The following is a 15,837-nucleotide window of genomic DNA, read 5'->3' on the forward strand; positions in this document are numbered from 1 at the left end:
TACTTATTTTATAACCAGCCTTAGTGTAAGAATTATCCAAATCGCGCTCAGTGTAAACCCCTAAATAGCAAAAGCGCTGGCAAAACCAAGTGGTCATACCAGCGCTTTCTGTTTTTTGTCTCAGATAGTTAGGGGGCTACTGTCTGATCCGGGACCTCGTCACCGTATTAATCATCACATCCAGCTTCCATTGCGTATTACCCCCACAGCCAAACCTTCAATGTGAAAGTCTTGTTCTGTCAAATCTACTTCAATCACATCAAAGTCTGCATTTTCGGGATGCAACAGCACTTTGTTACCTTGACGCTCAAATCGTTTCACCGTCACATCATCGCCGACACGCGCTACGATGACCTGGCGCTGCTCAGCTCGCTCAGTTTTGTGGACGGCCAGCAAATCTCCATCCAAAATACCGATATCTTGCATACTCATACCCTGTACCCGCAATAAAAAATCCGCATGAGGTTTGAACAAGTGTGCATCCAATTGATAGTGCTGCTGCACATTTTCGGCCGCCAAAATGGGTTGACCTGCGGCGACTTTACCGATCAGCGGCAGACCCAATTGCTCAGGTTGCTCGGTTTCGTCTTCAATAATACGTAAACCGCGCGAAGTACCCGGTAGCATTTCAATCACCCCTTTGCGGGCCAGTGCTTTTAAATGCTCCTCTGCCGCATTGGCAGATTTAAACCCAAGTTGGCGTGCAATTTCTGCGCGAGTTGGCGGCATACCTGTTTCCGCCTGATAATCGCGTACTAATTGTAAAATTTCAGCCTGTCGTGCAGTAAGTGGTCTCATAGTGCTGGTTACCTATACAGTGATTACTGTTAGTATATACAGTCTTTTAGCAAATGCAAACCTTCCGCAGAACGGAGTCATTCATGCTTTTACTTTGCCATGCTAAAATAGCATTTTGTCTTGATGAGATGCTTGTATGTTGCTGCGATTAAAGTGGTTCGCATCCTTATTAAAATGGCCATTGCGTCCTTTGGTGCGTTTCAAAGTATTGCCCGATGATCCGATAACGGAATTGCAACTTGACCGCAGCCAGCCCATTTTTTATATCTGCCATACCGAATCTGCCAGTGATCTGGCGACTTTACGTCGTGTTTGCCAGCAGCTGGAGTTACCAGACCCACTGCAGCCGGTCACGTGCGCAGGGCAAAAACTGGATCGCATACTTTTTCTGGAACGCCCACATCAGCTGATAGGTGGTCGCTCAAAAACGACCGCATTGCAGCAAGGCCAACAGTTGCTGCAACTGCATAGTCAGCAACCAGAACTCAACGCCCAGCTGATCCCAGCTGCTATTTTATGGGGCCGGGCCCCAGGCAAAGAAAATAGTATCAAATGGTTGATAGGAGAAGCTCACTCACCCAACTGGCTGGCTAAATTGCTGATCATACTGATTTCAGGCCGCCACACCATGATCCGGTTGAGCAAGCCGGTTGCTCTGCAACAAATGGCCACACAGTTTGGCCATGGTCCACTCATTGCCCGCAAGCTACTTCGCATGTCGCGCATCCATTTTTATCGTCAGCGATTGGCGGCGACAGGCCCCAGATTGATGAATCGAAATCAACTGCATCACGCTTTACTCGCACGATCGGCGCTAAAAAAAGCCATTGCTGATGAAGCGAAAACGCACTCCATCACCAAAGCTGCAGCCCGGCAGCGCGTACGGAAACTGGTGTTAGAGATCGCGGCGGATTACCGTGAGTCTACATTACGGGTAGGTGACAGAGTGCTCAGCTGGCTTTGGAATAAGCTGTACCACGGTCTTAGTATTAACCACAGTAAACAATTGCAAGAGCTGGCACAAAAAGGCCATGAGATCGTTTATGTACCCTGTCATCGCAGTCATATGGATTATCTGCTGCTGAGCTATGTGATCTATCATCAGGGATTGGTGCCCCCCCATATAGCAGCCGGCATTAACCTGAATTTTTGGCCAGCAGGCCCAATCTTCCGCCGTGGTGGCGCCTTTTTTATTCGCCGTAGCTTTAGTGGCAATAAGCTTTACTCCACTGTATTTCGTGAATACCTGAGCCTGCTTTTTAGCAAAGGCTATGCCGTGAAATATTACCCGGAAGGGGGGCGTAGCCGCACTGGTCGTTTGCTGACGCCGAAAACTGGCATGCTGGCCATGACGGTACAGGCGCTGCTGCGAGGCATTGATAGGCCCATCACCTTGGTGCCGGTCTACCTTGGTTATGAACATGTGATGGAAGTGGATACCTACTTAAAGGAATTAAAAGGATCAGCCAAGCAGAAGGAATCTGCTTTTGGTGTATTTAAAGCCATGCGCAAGCTCCGTAATTATGGCTTTGGTTACATTAATTTTGGTGAACCGATTGCTTTGAACAGCTTTATGACCGAGCGGGTACCTGATTGGAAACGTCTGCGCGATGAAAGCGAAGCCCATAAACCAGCATGGCTTGGCACCGTAGTTGACGAGCTGGCCACGACCATCATGGTGCATATTAATCAGGCTGCAGCGCTCAACAGCATTAACTTAATTGCACTGGTGTTGCTCGCGACACGCCACAAAGCTCTGGCACGGCCTGAACTGGAACAACAAATCCAACTTTATCTGGATTTACAGCAACAACTTCCCTATCACAGCCGAGTGACCAGCCCAGAGCAAACACCGTCGCAGTTGGTCGAACATGCGTTAAAATTGGAGAAGATCACGCAAAGCCATGATCACTTTGGCGACATCATCGAGTTGGATCTGCAGCAAAGCATTTTGCTTAGTTACTACCGAAATAACGTCATCCATTTGTTTATGATGCCAGCTATTTTGGCCTCGGCTTTATTAAGGCAGCGCCACCTTACCAAAGTTCAGTTAATAGCAACAGTTCAGCAGCTGTTTCCGCTATTGGCGGCCGAATTGTATTTGCAACCGACCAGCCTTCCAGAGCAGATGATAGATCAATTGCTTGATTTTATGGCAAAGCATCAATTGGTGGAGCTCTCGGATGAAGGAGTACAAACGGTTAGCCAGCAACAGTCGGGTTATCGTATGTTAGGTTTATTAGCAGGGATAAGCACCGATACGTTGCAACGCTACGCCATCGTATTGAATTTACTGCAATCATCCTGCACGCAGTCATTCCAGCAAATCAGCCGAGCCACCCTGGAGCAACAAAGCCAAGCCTTGGCTGCACGTTTGTTAACGCTGCATGGCATTACCGCCCCGGAGTATCTGGATAAACAACTGTTTGCCACCCTGATCAGAGCACTGCGCCAACAGAATTACTTACAAGCAAGTGAGGACGGGCAGCTGGCTCCATCAGCGCAGATCAAAGTGCTGACCACCACAGTAAACTCGCTGCTGCACGCTGATGTCTTGCAAAGCATTCAAGCCTTGGTCAGAACCCATATATCTCATGATACGGAGTCAAAGAAATAACCACCGCATCGAATGGCCTCAGGATGAGCTGCTGGTAACGGGGTACTGGCGGATCACACCCTCTTGCATGGTTGATGCAACCAGCTGGCCCTGACGGTTAAAGAATTGACCACGTACCAAGCCGCGACCACCAGAAGCACTGGGGCTGTCAACGGCATACAGTAGCCAGTCATCAAAGCGGAAGTCTTGATGAAACCACATGGCATGGTCGATGGTAGCGACCTGCATATTGGGCGCCATAAAAGAGCGGCCATGCGGCTGCAGGGCGGTGGGTAAGAAATTAAAATCCGAGGCATAAGCCAGCAGGTATTTATGTACCCGTAAATCATTCGGCATCTGACCATTGGCTTTAAACCAAACATAGCGCTTGGGCAGGCTCACTTCAGGTTGGAAAGGGTTTTGAAAATCAACCGGTCGCATTTCGATTGGTTTTTCACAAATGAACTTACTGCGCAATGCTTCTGGAATAAGCTCAGCATGTTGTTGATAAAAATCCAAATCCGACACCAGTTCATCCGGGCCGGGCACTTCCGGCATCACGTCCTGATGCTCAAAACCCGACTCTTCGCGCTGAAACGACGCCGTAAGGTAAAAAATTGCTTTACCAAATTGAATGGCGCTGACCCGCCGGGTGCTAAAGCTTTTGCCATCCCGAATCGCTTCGACTTCATACACAATGGGCTTACTGGCATCACCAGGTCGTAAAAAGTACGAATGGAAAGAGTGGATTTTACGATCTTCGGCTATGGTTTCCTTGGCAGCCGACAGCGCCTGCCCCATAACCTGACCACCAAAGACTGCTTTAAACCCGAGGTCCTGACTTTGACCACGATACAGCCCAAGCTCGATGGTCTCTAGCTTTAACAATGATAATAAATTATCCAACACCTGACTCATGAGTACCTGCTCGCTTTTGCTTTATCCAGAAGGGGATGCAAGCTAGTATACCAACAAATACACCCTCATTCGCAACGAAGCTATGGCTTATTGGTTATTTAAAACAGAACCCGACGAACTCAGCATTGATGATCTGGCAGCAGAGCCAGAGCGTAACTTTCTTTGGGATGGAGTTCGAAATTATCAGGCACGTAATTTTTTACGCGATCAAGTTCAGCTTGATGACTTGGTATTTATTTACCACTCCAGTTGCAAGCCCCCGGGCATTGCCGGTATAGCCAGCATCAGCCGCACCGCCTACCCAGACCCAACACAGTTTGATAGCAGCAGCCTCTACTTTGATGCAAAAGCTACTGAGCAGCAGCCCCGCTGGGTAGCCGTAGATGTTCGTTACAAGCAAAAATTTGGTAAACTTTTACCACTCGACAAGTTGAAAAAATTCGGTACACTGGAACAGATGCCATTGGTAAAAAAAGGCAACCGACTATCGGTGATGCCTGTCTCCGACACTGAATGGCAGAATATCCTCAGCCTGATTCACGATCAGGACTGAAGCTTTTCGACGTAACTGGAAATAAGGTAAGTAGTTATGCAAACCGCACTTATTGAAAGGCGCCAGTCGACTAGGGAAATGCAACAGTTCTGGGATGAACTCAATCTGGCACAAAAGTTTTCTGTGGCCGAGCTCCAGCGTTACGGCTACGAACTGGCTTTCGTTCGTCATGCCACTACCGGCAACCTGGCCGTATTACGAGCAGGCCAACGGTTCGCTGCGATCGATCAAGATGGTGAGATCGACACCGAGCCAAAAATCACCATTCGTCACTGAATCTTAATTCACTGACATAAAAAAACAGCAGCTCATCGACTGCTGTTTTTTTTCGGCCTCCCTTAGGCCGCATAGATGACTCAACCTGCTTGTTGTTTTTGCTCAATGTAGCGGTTGATTTGTCGTTCCAGTACCTGCAAGGGCACACTGCCGTTTTTCAGCACTTCATCATGAAACTCACGGATATCAAAGTCACTGCCTAAAGCGGCTTCAGCTTCCTGACGCAAGCGCCGAATGGTGATTTCACCTAACTTGTAGGATAACGCCTGTCCGGGCCAGCTGATGTAGCGGTCAATTTCAGTCACGACATTATGCATCGACAGGGCACTATTGTTTGCCAAAAAGTCGATGGCTTCCTGCCGGCTCCAACCTTTGGCATGCAGTCCGGTATCTACTACTAATCGTACCGCCCGCCACATCTCAAAGGAGAGCCGGCCAAAGTTGTAGTATGGATTTTGATAAAAGCCCATCTCTAAACCAAGGTATTCGGCGTACAACCCCCAGCCCTCACCAAAGGCCGAAGTATAAAATGAACGGCGATAATCAGGCAGGCTATCTTGCTCCTGAGACAATGCAACCTGCAGGTGATGCCCTGGTACCGCTTCATGCAGGGTCAGTGCTTCCATTTCATACAGTGGGCGACGGTTCAAGGCATAGGTATTGACCCAGTAGTAACCCGGTGCCGTGCTACGATTTGAGCTGACATAGCGGCCCGTGGTGTACTTAGGGGCAATTTCAGCTGGTACAGGCTCTACACCATAGGGGGTGCGTGGCAACACCTGAAAAAACTGAGGTAAAGCTGCATCGGCTTTTTTCGATAAATAGGCCGCATACATCATCAATTCGCGTGGGGTTTCGGCGTAAAACTGTGGATCGGTTCGCAAAAATTCGACGAAATCAGCAAAGCTGCCTTCAAACTCAAGCTCATCAATCACCTGCTGCATCTCAGCCCTGATGCGCGCTACCTCATCCAGGCCAATCTGGTGAATTTCAGCTGGTGTCATCTGCAAAGTGGTGTAATGCTCCAACCGGTTTTGATAGTAAGCTTCGCCATCGGGTAGTTGCCCTGCAGCCAGCGTTTGACGAGCATTTGGGTAGTATTCATCAACGAAAAACTGGTAAAACGACTGATAACTTGGATTCACGGCATCCCGAATGGCTTGCCTGGCCCGTTCAGTCAGTTGTTGCCACTCTGCATCAGCAATCCCCTCCGGTTGACGACGAAAGGGGGTATAAAACACATTATCTTCTTCCTGCTCAGTCACATAAGCAATGATGCTCTGTTCAAAACCAGTCAGTACTTCCTGCGGCTGTGTCATGCCATCGGCGATACCTTGTCGCATCCAATCGATTTGCTGTTGAAAGTAACGAGGCATATCTTCTAGTCGGCTTAAGTACTGTTCGAAATCGTCCGTCTGGCGGAAACCACCCCGCTGCGCCATGAACGCAAGGCTGTTGTGAAAACCTGACTCTGCCGTTAATGGCATCCGATGCGCACCAAAACGATACTGATCATAACTATTCGCCAGTCGATACGTTAACACGGCATGATTGATCTGATTTTGCTCCGATAAAGACTCCACCTCAATCACGGCCAGACGATCCAGCCACTGTTTACGTTCTGAGGCCACAACTGCCAAGTGCTCGGCTGACAAATCGGCCAGACGGCCTTCTTGCGCTTGATTGCGCTTTTGCTCTGCCTGCCACAATGCAGACGCAAAATCGCTAAACTGCTGATCAGTCATTCTGCTGTCAGATGGCTGACTGGCACAACCCAGTACCAGCATCACTCCGACACAATAGGCTAAAAATCTCATGCAACCCCCTTCTGTTTCTGGTTTGTAAATGGATTCTACCGATCCTGCAGCCGAATGCCAGCCTCGACCAACGCTCTGACCTTACCACTAGCCGCATTTATAACCTGAGTGGCATAAAAAAACAGCGTTGTCAGATAAATTAACAGCAAATGTTAAAAAGGACTTGGCTAACTGCCCTGAAGTCGTTATGTTAGAGGCTATAACAAGCGATACGGTTGATTCTGGCTGGGTCAACCAGACAAATCGCGTGGTTGAGCTGTACTTTTATACTGCGCTACGTTCAATGTAGTATCCAACGGAGTTTACGCTGTCATGATGTATAATGACCCGGTTGCGCTGGCACGAGAAAAATCTTCTCAAGCTGCAGCTTTTCTTCTAAGGCACAATCTTGCGCCTCATCCGGTCAACTATACGGTCAGCTATGAATACAGCAGTGGCAGCAATGATGGGCTTTGTCAGGCCATCGAGCAACGAGTCGCTGCCAAGTTACCCTTTGATGATTTCATTATGGCTGAGCTTTACAGCCATTGGGTGGAAAAAACCCAGCAACACAACGAGCAGTTGGTGAAACGAGTCGGTGGTATGGTGAGCCGGCTCTCTGGTTGCACGGATATTGCTCATGAGGCGACCAGTGAATATCTCGAGCTACTTGATCATCAACTGCCCGAACTTATCCATCAGGATCCCGCTTTAAAGCTGAACATGATGCAGCTGATTGAAGCCACCGAAAAAGTACGCCGCAGCCACCAACAATTAAATCAACAGCTCGATATGGCCAACCAACAAAGCCACCAATTACGCAATGAATTAAAAGAAATGAAACAGTTGCGCTTGCTTGACCCGCTAACAGGCTTATACAACCGGTTGGCGATGCAAGAACATCTTGAGCTGTGGTTCACTGAACAGCCAGAGCGACAAATAGCGGCTATCGCTGTCGATTTGGACCACTTCCGCCAATTCAATCAGGATTTTGGCGATACCATCGGCGATATTATCCTCAGCAAGGTGGCTCGCAAAGTACGTAGTTACGTGCAAGACAGTGGCCTCCCCATTCGAGCTGGCGGGGAAGAGTTCCTCATTTTACTGCCTGATGTTGATCTTCGTACCGCCGGTGAAATCGCCGAACAGGTGCGTAAAGGCGTCGAAAAGCTGCGATTTGTCTCGGCTCGCAATAAAAAAACCCTGCCCAAAGTCACCATCTCATTAGGCGTTTCTTTGTATCAGGCCAAAGAGAACTGGCAGCAATTCCTCGCCAGAACGTCACAGATACTACAAATCGCCAAACATCGGGGTCGTAATCAAGTCGCCACAGAATCCATGCTCTAAGACCAATCAACACAGATTCATTTGGCTTGATCAGTTGGCGTAAGCCAGTAGATCTTTTACACTAGCGCCTGAATTCGTTTCCAAGGCCACAACATGTCTGACTCCAAAGCAAAAACCACTGATTTCGGCTTTAAAACCGTTGCCGAAGACGAAAAAGTGTCGCTGGTTGCCGATGTATTTCATTCGGTTGCCGCGAAATACGACGTGATGAATGATTTAATGTCATTTGGCATTCACCGCTTATGGAAACGCTTTACCATCGACTGCAGTGCCGTACGCCCCGGTCAAAGCGTGTTGGATCTGGCTGGTGGTACCGGCGACTTAACGGCCTTATTCTCCAAACGGGTTGGCCCTACCGGCAAAGTAGTGTTAGCCGATATCAATGCTTCCATGCTGAATGTTGGCCGCGATAAGTTGCGCGACCAGGGGCTGGTCGATAACATCGATTATGTGCAGGCCAATGCAGAAGCCCTGCCGTTTGCCGATAATAGCTTTGACATCATCACCATTGGCTTTGGTCTGCGTAACGTCACCAATAAATCAGCGGCTTTAGCATCGATGTTTCGGGTGCTAAAACCCGGTGGTCGTTTACTGGTGCTTGAGTTTTCCAAGCCAGAATCCGAGTTGCTCAGTAAAGCGTACGATCTATACTCGTTTAAGCTGCTGCCCAAGATGGGCCAACTGATCGCCAATGATCCCGATAGTTACCAGTACCTTGCCGAATCCATCCGGATGCACCCTGATCAGGAAACCCTCAAACAGATGATGGAGCAGGTTGGCTTTGCCGAAGTCAGCTACCACAATCTGACGGGTGGTATTGTCGCGCTGCATCGCGGATACAAGTTCTGATGATGCAGCTCTGGCCACAACTCCTGCTCAGTCTGGCAGAAAAAGTACTGGCTGATATCATTGCCATGGATCAAGAGGCAAAACCTCGTTTGAAACGATTGGCGGGCAAGCAATTTGCTTTTCAGTTGCAAGAGTTGAAGTTACGGGTGGTGCTAACGGCAACCGACTCCACTATCTTACTGAATCAACATCAAGAGCCGGTCGATTGTGCCATTCAAACCGATCTGGCGAGCCTGAAGCGCTTGCGCGATCCTAATCAGTTAACACAGCTCATCAAGCAGGATGCGGTGCAAGTCGAAGGAGATTTACAGGTCGCTCAGCAATTCAGTGGCTTTTTCCAGCAATTGCAGCCAGACTGGAGCGGCAAATTGGCCAGCTATCTGGGCGATGGTATGGCACATAAGGTAGAAGTAAGCCTCAAGCAAATGACTCGTGTCATTGCCAGCAAAGCGCAACAACTCGATCAACTCAGTACGGAGCTGTTGCAAGACGAATTACAACTTACGCCGCATCCGCTAGAAGTCGAGCAATTCAGCGTCGACGTGAGTCGCTTACAAGCTAAAGTGGATCGTTTGCAGCAACAATTGACCGCATTGCAGGAGTAACCGGTGCAGATAGGACGTTTTTATCAAATTCAGAAAACCTTACTGCAGTACGGGCTGGATGAACTGATCCCGCAGACGCATCGCCCCTGGTATATCCGCTTGCTGCGTAAAAGTGCCTTTTGGCTTCGCAATCAACACGCCGATCAACCGATGGGTATTCGGCTGCGGCTGGCTTTGCAAAGCCTTGGCCCGGTCTGGATCAAACTAGGGCAGATGCTGTCGACCCGTCGTGATTTATTGCCTGCAGAATGGGCCAATGAGTTGGCAAAACTGCAGGATAAAGTAGAGCCTTTTCCCGGCGAACAAGCTCAAGTACTGATCGAGCAAGCCCTTGGTCTGAGCTCGATCCATGACAAGTTTCCTGAGTTCTCTCTGCAACCGCTGGCTTCAGCATCAATTGCTCAGGTCCATGCCGCCAAGATGCTGCAAGTGGATGGGCCAGATGCCGATGTGGTGATTAAAGTCATACGTCCGGGTATTCGTAAACAAATTCTGGCCGATTTAGCCTTGATGGATACAGCCGCTGAAGCAGCCGCTCGTTTCTTACCCGATGGCAAACGGTTGCGGCCACGCGAGGTCGTCGCCGAATACCGTAAAACCATTCTTGATGAACTCGATTTGCAGCGCGAAGCAGCCAATGCAATTCAGTTGCGTCGCAACTTTATGGATTCTGACTCGCTGTATATTCCTTATGTCTACAGCGATGATTGTCGTATCAATGTGATGGTGATGGAGCGTATTTATGGTATACCCGTCTCCGATATTGAGGCATTAAAAGCTCAAGGCACCGATATGGAGCTGCTGGCCAAACGTGGAGTAGAGGTCTTTTTTACGCAGGTGTTCCGCGACAGTTTTTTTCATGCCGATATGCATCCCGGTAATATTTTTGTTTCCCGCGAAACACCAAACAACCCAAAATACATCGGCATTGACTGTGGCATCGTCGGCACCTTAAACAGCGAAGATAAGCGCTATCTGGCCGAAAATTTCGTCGCATTCTTTAACCGTGATTACCGCAAAGTTGCTCAACTTCATCTTGACTCTGGCTGGGTGCCAGCAGACACCAATGTCGAGGAGTTTGAAAGTGCTATTCGCACCGTTTGCGAGCCTATTTTCCAAAAGCCTCTGGCCGATATTTCCTTTGGTCATGTGCTACTGAATTTATTTAGCACGGCCCGACGCTTTAATATGCAGGTGCAGCCACAGCTGGTGCTACTGCAAAAAACCTTGCTGTACATTGAGGGGCTGGGCCGTCAATTGTATCCGCAGCTGGATCTATGGAAAACCGCCAAGCCATTTCTTGAAAACTGGCTGCAACAACAAATTGGTTTACCGGCCTTATGGCAACAATTAAAAGAAAATGCCCCGTTTTGGGCTGAAAAGCTACCGCAAATGCCAACGTTGTTGCACCGGGTATTGGAGCAGCTGCCTAAACAACAAGGTATGATGTTGCAATTAATGCAACAGCAGCAGCTGCAAAAAGAACGGCAAGCGGCTCGGTTACTGTCTGCTATTGGCGCTGGCTCCATGGCCATTGTCGCGGCGCTTTTATTCAGCTCGGGCACCATGCTGGCTGCCGCAGCAGTCGCAACGGGTGCTTTATTTTTTGCTGCGAAAGCAGTATGGTCGTAACCTGAAACATTTCAGCTGTATTTAAGGAACTACTATGGGTTTTGGTGGCATTAGTATCTGGCAATTACTGATTGTATTGGCAATCATCGTACTGCTGTTCGGTACAAAAAAATTACGTGGCATCGGCACGGATCTAGGCTCAGCAATCAAAGGCTTCCGCAGCTCCATCAAAGACGATGAAAGCAAGGCTGATGATGACCACAACGGATCACCTGATCAGTTGAAGAAACCTGCTGACTCTGATGCTGAACAGACATCAACATCTGCCAAGCAGAAAGAACACGACAAGCCATAAATGGGTTTCTGGGAGCTGTTAGTCATTGCCGTTGTTGCCTTGCTGGTTCTGGGCCCTGAGCGGCTGCCTGGTGCTATTCGCTCGGTCAGCCGAACCATCAACTCCGTCAAGCAATTTGGTCAACAAATGCAAGCTGAGTTGAATGACAATCTACGGGTCCATGAACTGCATCAAAAACTAAAACAAGCTGAGCAAAAAGGCTTTCTGGATTTAACCGATGAAGAAAAATCTGCTGTTGCTGAATTAAAGCAGGCCGCGGCAGATGTCAATCCCTCCAGTAAACCAAAGCAAACAAAAACAGCAGAGAATGATGACGATCAAAGCCGAACCTGACAGCCTGCTTGGACACTTAGTTGAACTGCGTAACCGGTTACTGCGCTGCGTCATTGCTGTGCTGCTTGTGTTCGCTTGCTTAGCGTACTTTGCCGCCGACTTGTATGAGCTGCTATCGAAGCCATTAATTGCGGTGTTGCCAGATGGCAGCAGTATGATTGCCACCGATGTAGCGTCGCCATTTTTTGCGCCATTTAAGTTAACCTTTGTGGTCGCTATTGGCTTAGCTATCCCCTACATCTTGTTACAAGTCTGGCAATTTATTGCACCCGCCCTGTACCAGAAAGAGCGGCGGTTGGTTGCTCCCTTAGTCATCTCCAGCACCTTGTTGTTCTATGCAGGCATCGCCTTTGCGTACTATGTAGTTTTCCCCATTGTGTTCGCTTTTTTTACCAGTTATGCCCCGGAAAGTATTACCATTGCTACCGATATAAGTAGCTATCTGAATTTTGTCCTGAAGCTCTTTTTTGCCTTTGGCATTGCCTTTGAAATCCCGGTCGTTATTCTGCTGTTAATTTGGTCGGGTACCACGACAGCCAAAGCTTTAGCTGCCAAACGAGCCTATATTGTGGTCGGGGCTTTCGTGTTCGGTATGTTGCTGACTCCACCGGATGTCATCTCCCAAACCCTGTTGGCAATTCCGATGTGGTTTTTATTTGAATGTGGGCTGTTATTAAGCCGTTTTTATCAACCAGCAGCCGATGCCGATAATGGCGACACCGAATCGGATGAGGAACTCAATAATGAAAAGTAACCATCTACTGGCTTTGCCCTGTTTCGCTCTTGCAACTTTGATGCTGTTGCCTCTGCAAGCTGCCGAATCTTCTGTGGTACAAGCGCTTTCGCTATGCCAACAGGAACAAGATAATCAGCTGCGACTGCACTGCTACGATTCGATTCAAGTGGATGCTAGCGAGCAAGGTGCCTCCACTGCTGCAAAACAAAATCAACAAGCCCGGCAACCTGCCGCGGCTGCAACACCTGCGGCATCTGCTGCTACGGCGGAAGACCAATTTGGCAAGCCAAGGCAAGCTGCGGCCAATGAAACCGACCGCATCTACTCCGTTGTCAGCAAGGTAGAGCAAGATGCTCGTGGTCATTTGGTGATTCACTTTGAAAATGGCCAAACCTGGCGACAAAACAGCAGTGAATACTACCCCGTTAAAGCTGGTGAAGAGCATTATATTCGCCGTGCCATGCTTGGCTCATTTATATTAAGTAACGATGACAGTAACCGTTCTACCCGTGTCCGTAGGATGAACTAGACGAATGGCCTGGTGTGATGTTGGCGTCAACTTGTTCAGTGAACAATTTACAACCGATCGCGAACAGGTCTTAGCACGCGCTCACATGGCAGGTGTTCAAAGGCAGATCTTGATCGCATCTGACCTTGCCGAATGCCAGCACAATATCAACTGGTGCCAACTGCATGCAGATTGCAGCACTAGCGCAGGCATCCACCCGCATCAAGCCAGCAAGGCCGGGCCGAACTGGCTGCAACAATTACAGAGCATTCTGACTAACAACGATATTGTCGCTATTGGTGAGTGTGGCTTAGATTTTAATCGCAACTTCTCTAGCCAAGCGGATCAAATTGATGTTTTTTCAAAACAACTGCAGCTAGCCAATGAGGTAGCTCTGCCGGTGTATTTGCATGAACGCGATGCGTTTGATACCCAGTATCAGCTGCTCAAGGATTATGGCATCAAGCATGGTATTGCTCACTGTTTCACCGGCGATAGCACACAACTCAAAGCCTATCTCGACCTTGGCCTCTATATTGGTATTACTGGCTGGCTTTGTGACGATCGGCGAAATCAGGCATTGCTCGATGCCATCACCTACTTACCGCTTGATCGTATCTGTCTGGGAACTGATGCACCCTATTTGCTGCCAAAAAACCTGTCCCCTAAGCCTAAAAGCCGACGCAACGAACCCGCTTACTTGCCGGCTATAGCTGAGCGTGTGGCGCAGTTAAAAGGGCTTTCGTTGCACGATGTCGAGGTTCAGTGCTGGCAAAATAGTGTTACACTATTTAATCTTGAGCGAGGTATGCCATGACGCTGTTGGATTGGATAGAGTTTAGAACCATTGTGGCAGCCCTAACCGGAGGGTTCGTCAGCGCTATCGCATTCAGCAGCTGGTTAATATACAAGTATCGCCGTCGCATAGAGCGCATGGAGGCTCAGCTCGATAACATCATTCAGGAACGGACCCTTGAGTTGCAAATTACCCTGCAAGAATTGGCAGAAAAGAATGAGCTGCTCGAAGCCCAAAGCACTACTGATGCGCTTTCTGGAGTACGCAACCGGGCATATTTTGATCGAAAAATGGTTGCTGAGCTCAATCGTAGTCGCCGTGAGCAACGTCCTCTCGCGGTTGTTTTGCTCGATATTGATTTTTTTAAGCAAGTGAATGACGACTTTGGCCACTTGGCAGGCGATCAAATCATTCGTCAAGTGGCTGAATTAATCCAGAGCAACTTAAAGCGCTGCAGTGATCATGTTTGCCGCTATGGTGGTGAAGAGTTCGCCTTGATTTTACCCAATACCGATACGGTAGGTGCCGTGGAAGTTGCTGAACGTATTCGCGCTTTGCTGGCCGCCGCTGCTCTGCACGTTGCAGAACACCAGTTAGCCGTCACCATTAGTGCCGGCTGCTATGCCGCCAATGCTGATGCTGACTCCAGCCCCGAGTATTACATTCATTGCGCAGATAAAGCCTTGTATCAGGCAAAAAATGCCGGCCGAAACCAAGTGATCAGCTATCCATCCTTGTTCAATGCATCGGCTTCGGATACCGCTTCAAAGGAACAACCCCATGTCTCAAGCTAGTTATTTTCCCTACAACAGAATGCGCCGTATGCGTCAGGCTGATTTCAGTCGCCGGTTGATGGCGGAGCATCAACTGACCGTCAATGATTTGATCTATCCGGTATTTGTATTGGATGGTGAGCAACAGCGAGAGCCCATCGCTTCTATGCCCGGCATTGAGCGCCTCAGTATCGACTTGTTGGTCGCAGAAGCCAGGCAATTGGCTGCTTTAGGGATCCCAGCGATTGCACTATTTCCAGTCACGCCAAGTACAAAAAAATCTTTGGATGCCGAAGAAGCCTGGAACCCGGAAGGGCTGGCGCAACGTGCTGTTCGGGCGCTGAAAACCGCCGTGCCTGAGCTAGGCATTATTACCGATGTCGCGCTCGACCCATTCACCACCCATGGGCAAGATGGCATCATCGACGATAGCGGTTATGTGGTGAATGACGTCACTACCGCGGCACTGGTCAGGCAAGCACTGTCGCATGCTGAAGCCGGGACCGATGTGGTCGCTCCCTCGGATATGATGGATGGCCGTATTGGCGCCATTCGCGAAGCATTGGAAGAAGCTGGTTTTATCAATACCCGTATTTTGGCCTATTCCGCTAAATACGCTTCCAGTTACTATGGTCCTTTTCGCGATGCCGTCGGCTCTGCCGCCAACTTAAAAGGTGGCGATAAAAAAACTTATCAGATGGACCCGGCCAACAGCAACGAAGCCTTACGCGAGGTGGCGCTTGATCTGGAAGAAGGCGCGGATATGGTGATGGTAAAGCCCGGCATGCCTTACCTGGATATTGTGCGGCGGGTCAAAGACGAATTTGGCGTTCCTACCTACGCCTACCAGGTTAGCGGCGAATACGCCATGCATATGGCCGCCATTCAAAACGGCTGGCTGGCAGAACAACCGGTGGTTATGGAATCCCTATTGGCCTTCAAGCGCGCCGGCGCCGATGGCATCCTGACTTACTTTGCCAAAAAAGTAGCGATTTGGTTGCAGGAGAAAAAGAACTGACCGGCGAT

17 protein-coding genes are annotated in these 15,837 nt (G+C 49.1%); 14 read left to right on the forward strand and 3 right to left on the reverse strand.

The features are described 5' to 3' along the window. Positions 1 to 174: 174 nt before the first annotated feature. Complete coding sequence (lexA, locus tag Q3O60_RS05575; protein ID WP_305892913.1) at positions 175 to 798, reverse strand: transcriptional repressor LexA; 624 nt, start codon at positions 796 to 798, stop codon at positions 175 to 177. 136 nt (positions 799 to 934) lie between these two features. On the opposite strand from lexA, the gene plsB reads away from it, so the two are divergent. Beyond that, entirely contained in the window at positions 935 to 3,415 is a 2,481-nt protein-coding gene (gene plsB, locus Q3O60_RS05580; RefSeq protein WP_305892914.1) for a glycerol-3-phosphate 1-O-acyltransferase PlsB, read from the forward strand. A gap of 18 nt (positions 3,416 to 3,433) precedes the next feature. Here plsB and tesB read toward each other — a convergent pair whose 3' ends face one another. After that, positions 3,434 to 4,312 carry an acyl-CoA thioesterase II gene (gene tesB / locus Q3O60_RS05585; RefSeq protein ID WP_305892915.1) on the reverse strand — a complete coding sequence of 293 codons (879 nt, stop codon included), beginning with the start codon at positions 4,310 to 4,312 and terminating at the stop codon, positions 3,434 to 3,436. An 82-nt stretch (positions 4,313 to 4,394) separates the two neighbouring features. Between tesB and Q3O60_RS05590 the strand changes: the two genes are divergently transcribed. After that, the gene (locus Q3O60_RS05590) at positions 4,395 to 4,865 is read left to right on the forward strand and encodes an EVE domain-containing protein (protein ID WP_305892916.1); all 471 of its coding nucleotides are present in this window, start codon (positions 4,395 to 4,397) and stop codon (positions 4,863 to 4,865) included. A 36-nt stretch (positions 4,866 to 4,901) separates the two neighbouring features. Next, a complete protein-coding gene (locus tag Q3O60_RS05595) occupies positions 4,902 to 5,141 on the forward strand; it encodes a hypothetical protein (RefSeq protein ID WP_305892917.1) in 240 nt (79 codons plus the stop codon). A gap of 80 nt (positions 5,142 to 5,221) precedes the next feature. Here Q3O60_RS05595 and Q3O60_RS05600 read toward each other — a convergent pair whose 3' ends face one another. Beyond that, positions 5,222 to 6,958 (reverse strand): DUF885 domain-containing protein, encoded by a 1,737-nt coding sequence (locus Q3O60_RS05600; protein ID WP_305892918.1) that lies wholly within the window; start codon positions 6,956 to 6,958, stop codon positions 5,222 to 5,224. Between the two features lie 312 nt (positions 6,959 to 7,270). Between Q3O60_RS05600 and Q3O60_RS05605 the strand changes: the two genes are divergently transcribed. The 11 genes from Q3O60_RS05605 (at position 7,271) to hemB (ending at position 15,829) form a co-directional block, all read left to right on the forward strand. Beyond that, positions 7,271 to 8,284: a GGDEF domain-containing protein gene (locus tag Q3O60_RS05605; protein ID WP_305892919.1), complete on the forward strand. Its 1,014-nt coding sequence runs from the start codon at positions 7,271 to 7,273 to the stop codon at positions 8,282 to 8,284. Positions 8,285 to 8,377: 93 nt separating this feature from the next. Continuing rightward, the gene (gene ubiE / locus Q3O60_RS05610; protein ID WP_305892920.1) at positions 8,378 to 9,133 is read left to right on the forward strand and encodes a bifunctional demethylmenaquinone methyltransferase/2-methoxy-6-polyprenyl-1,4-benzoquinol methylase UbiE; all 756 of its coding nucleotides are present in this window, start codon (positions 8,378 to 8,380) and stop codon (positions 9,131 to 9,133) included. Continuing rightward, positions 9,133 to 9,738: a ubiquinone biosynthesis accessory factor UbiJ gene (locus tag Q3O60_RS05615; protein ID WP_305892921.1), complete on the forward strand. Its 606-nt coding sequence runs from the start codon at positions 9,133 to 9,135 to the stop codon at positions 9,736 to 9,738. Before ubiE ends, Q3O60_RS05615 begins: the two co-directional genes overlap by 1 nt. 3 nt (positions 9,739 to 9,741) lie before the next feature. After that, positions 9,742 to 11,370: a ubiquinone biosynthesis regulatory protein kinase UbiB gene (gene ubiB, locus Q3O60_RS05620; RefSeq protein ID WP_305892922.1), complete on the forward strand. Its 1,629-nt coding sequence runs from the start codon at positions 9,742 to 9,744 to the stop codon at positions 11,368 to 11,370. A 34-nt stretch (positions 11,371 to 11,404) separates the two neighbouring features. After that, entirely contained in the window at positions 11,405 to 11,665 is a 261-nt protein-coding gene (tatA, locus tag Q3O60_RS05625) for a twin-arginine translocase TatA/TatE family subunit (protein ID WP_305892923.1), read from the forward strand. Continuing rightward, positions 11,666 to 11,998 (forward strand): Sec-independent protein translocase protein TatB, encoded by a 333-nt coding sequence (gene tatB / locus Q3O60_RS05630; RefSeq protein WP_305892924.1) that lies wholly within the window; start codon positions 11,666 to 11,668, stop codon positions 11,996 to 11,998. Next, a complete protein-coding gene (gene tatC / locus Q3O60_RS05635) occupies positions 11,976 to 12,752 on the forward strand; it encodes a twin-arginine translocase subunit TatC (protein ID WP_305893002.1) in 777 nt (258 codons plus the stop codon). The genes tatB and tatC overlap by 23 nt, the downstream gene beginning before the upstream one ends. After that, on the forward strand, positions 12,742 to 13,263 hold the full coding sequence (locus Q3O60_RS05640) for a hypothetical protein (RefSeq protein ID WP_305892925.1): 522 nt from the start codon (positions 12,742 to 12,744) through the stop codon (positions 13,261 to 13,263). The genes tatC and Q3O60_RS05640 overlap by 11 nt, the downstream gene beginning before the upstream one ends. Positions 13,264 to 13,267: 4 nt before the next feature. Beyond that, complete coding sequence (locus tag Q3O60_RS05645; protein ID WP_305892926.1) at positions 13,268 to 14,059, forward strand: TatD family hydrolase; 792 nt, start codon at positions 13,268 to 13,270, stop codon at positions 14,057 to 14,059. Then, the gene (locus Q3O60_RS05650; protein ID WP_305892927.1) at positions 14,056 to 14,832 is read left to right on the forward strand and encodes a GGDEF domain-containing protein; all 777 of its coding nucleotides are present in this window, start codon (positions 14,056 to 14,058) and stop codon (positions 14,830 to 14,832) included. The genes Q3O60_RS05645 and Q3O60_RS05650 overlap by 4 nt, the downstream gene beginning before the upstream one ends. Further along, positions 14,819 to 15,829: a porphobilinogen synthase gene (gene hemB, locus Q3O60_RS05655; protein ID WP_305892928.1), complete on the forward strand. Its 1,011-nt coding sequence runs from the start codon at positions 14,819 to 14,821 to the stop codon at positions 15,827 to 15,829. The genes Q3O60_RS05650 and hemB overlap by 14 nt, the downstream gene beginning before the upstream one ends. Positions 15,830 to 15,837: the final 8 nt, after the last annotated feature.

The sequence above is a fragment of the Alkalimonas collagenimarina genome (assembly GCF_030717845.1).
GTDB lineage: Bacteria > Pseudomonadota > Gammaproteobacteria > Enterobacterales > Alteromonadaceae > Alkalimonas > Alkalimonas collagenimarina.

Bases quoted from the DNA above. Each gene is read 5' to 3' on its own strand.
- lexA (WP_305892913.1), bottom strand. From the start codon at position 798: ATGAGACCACTTACTGCACGACAGGCTGAAATTTTACAATTAGTACGC.
- plsB (WP_305892914.1), top strand. From the start codon at position 935: ATGTTGCTGCGATTAAAGTGGTTCGCATCCTTATTAAAATGGCCATTG.
- tesB (WP_305892915.1), bottom strand. From the start codon at position 4,312: ATGAGTCAGGTGTTGGATAATTTATTATCATTGTTAAAGCTAGAGACC.
- Q3O60_RS05590 (WP_305892916.1), top strand. From the start codon at position 4,395: ATGGCTTATTGGTTATTTAAAACAGAACCCGACGAACTCAGCATTGAT.
- Q3O60_RS05595 (WP_305892917.1), top strand. From the start codon at position 4,902: ATGCAAACCGCACTTATTGAAAGGCGCCAGTCGACTAGGGAAATGCAA.
- Q3O60_RS05600 (WP_305892918.1), bottom strand. From the start codon at position 6,958: ATGAGATTTTTAGCCTATTGTGTCGGAGTGATGCTGGTACTGGGTTGT.
- Q3O60_RS05605 (WP_305892919.1), top strand. From the start codon at position 7,271: ATGATGTATAATGACCCGGTTGCGCTGGCACGAGAAAAATCTTCTCAA.
- ubiE (WP_305892920.1), top strand. From the start codon at position 8,378: ATGTCTGACTCCAAAGCAAAAACCACTGATTTCGGCTTTAAAACCGTT.
- Q3O60_RS05615 (WP_305892921.1), top strand. From the start codon at position 9,133: ATGATGCAGCTCTGGCCACAACTCCTGCTCAGTCTGGCAGAAAAAGTA.
- tatA (WP_305892923.1), top strand. From the start codon at position 11,405: ATGGGTTTTGGTGGCATTAGTATCTGGCAATTACTGATTGTATTGGCA.
- tatB (WP_305892924.1), top strand. From the start codon at position 11,666: ATGGGTTTCTGGGAGCTGTTAGTCATTGCCGTTGTTGCCTTGCTGGTT.
- tatC (WP_305893002.1), top strand. From the start codon at position 11,976: ATGACGATCAAAGCCGAACCTGACAGCCTGCTTGGACACTTAGTTGAA.
- Q3O60_RS05640 (WP_305892925.1), top strand. From the start codon at position 12,742: ATGAAAAGTAACCATCTACTGGCTTTGCCCTGTTTCGCTCTTGCAACT.
- Q3O60_RS05645 (WP_305892926.1), top strand. From the start codon at position 13,268: ATGGCCTGGTGTGATGTTGGCGTCAACTTGTTCAGTGAACAATTTACA.
- Q3O60_RS05650 (WP_305892927.1), top strand. From the start codon at position 14,056: ATGACGCTGTTGGATTGGATAGAGTTTAGAACCATTGTGGCAGCCCTA.
- hemB (WP_305892928.1), top strand. From the start codon at position 14,819: ATGTCTCAAGCTAGTTATTTTCCCTACAACAGAATGCGCCGTATGCGT.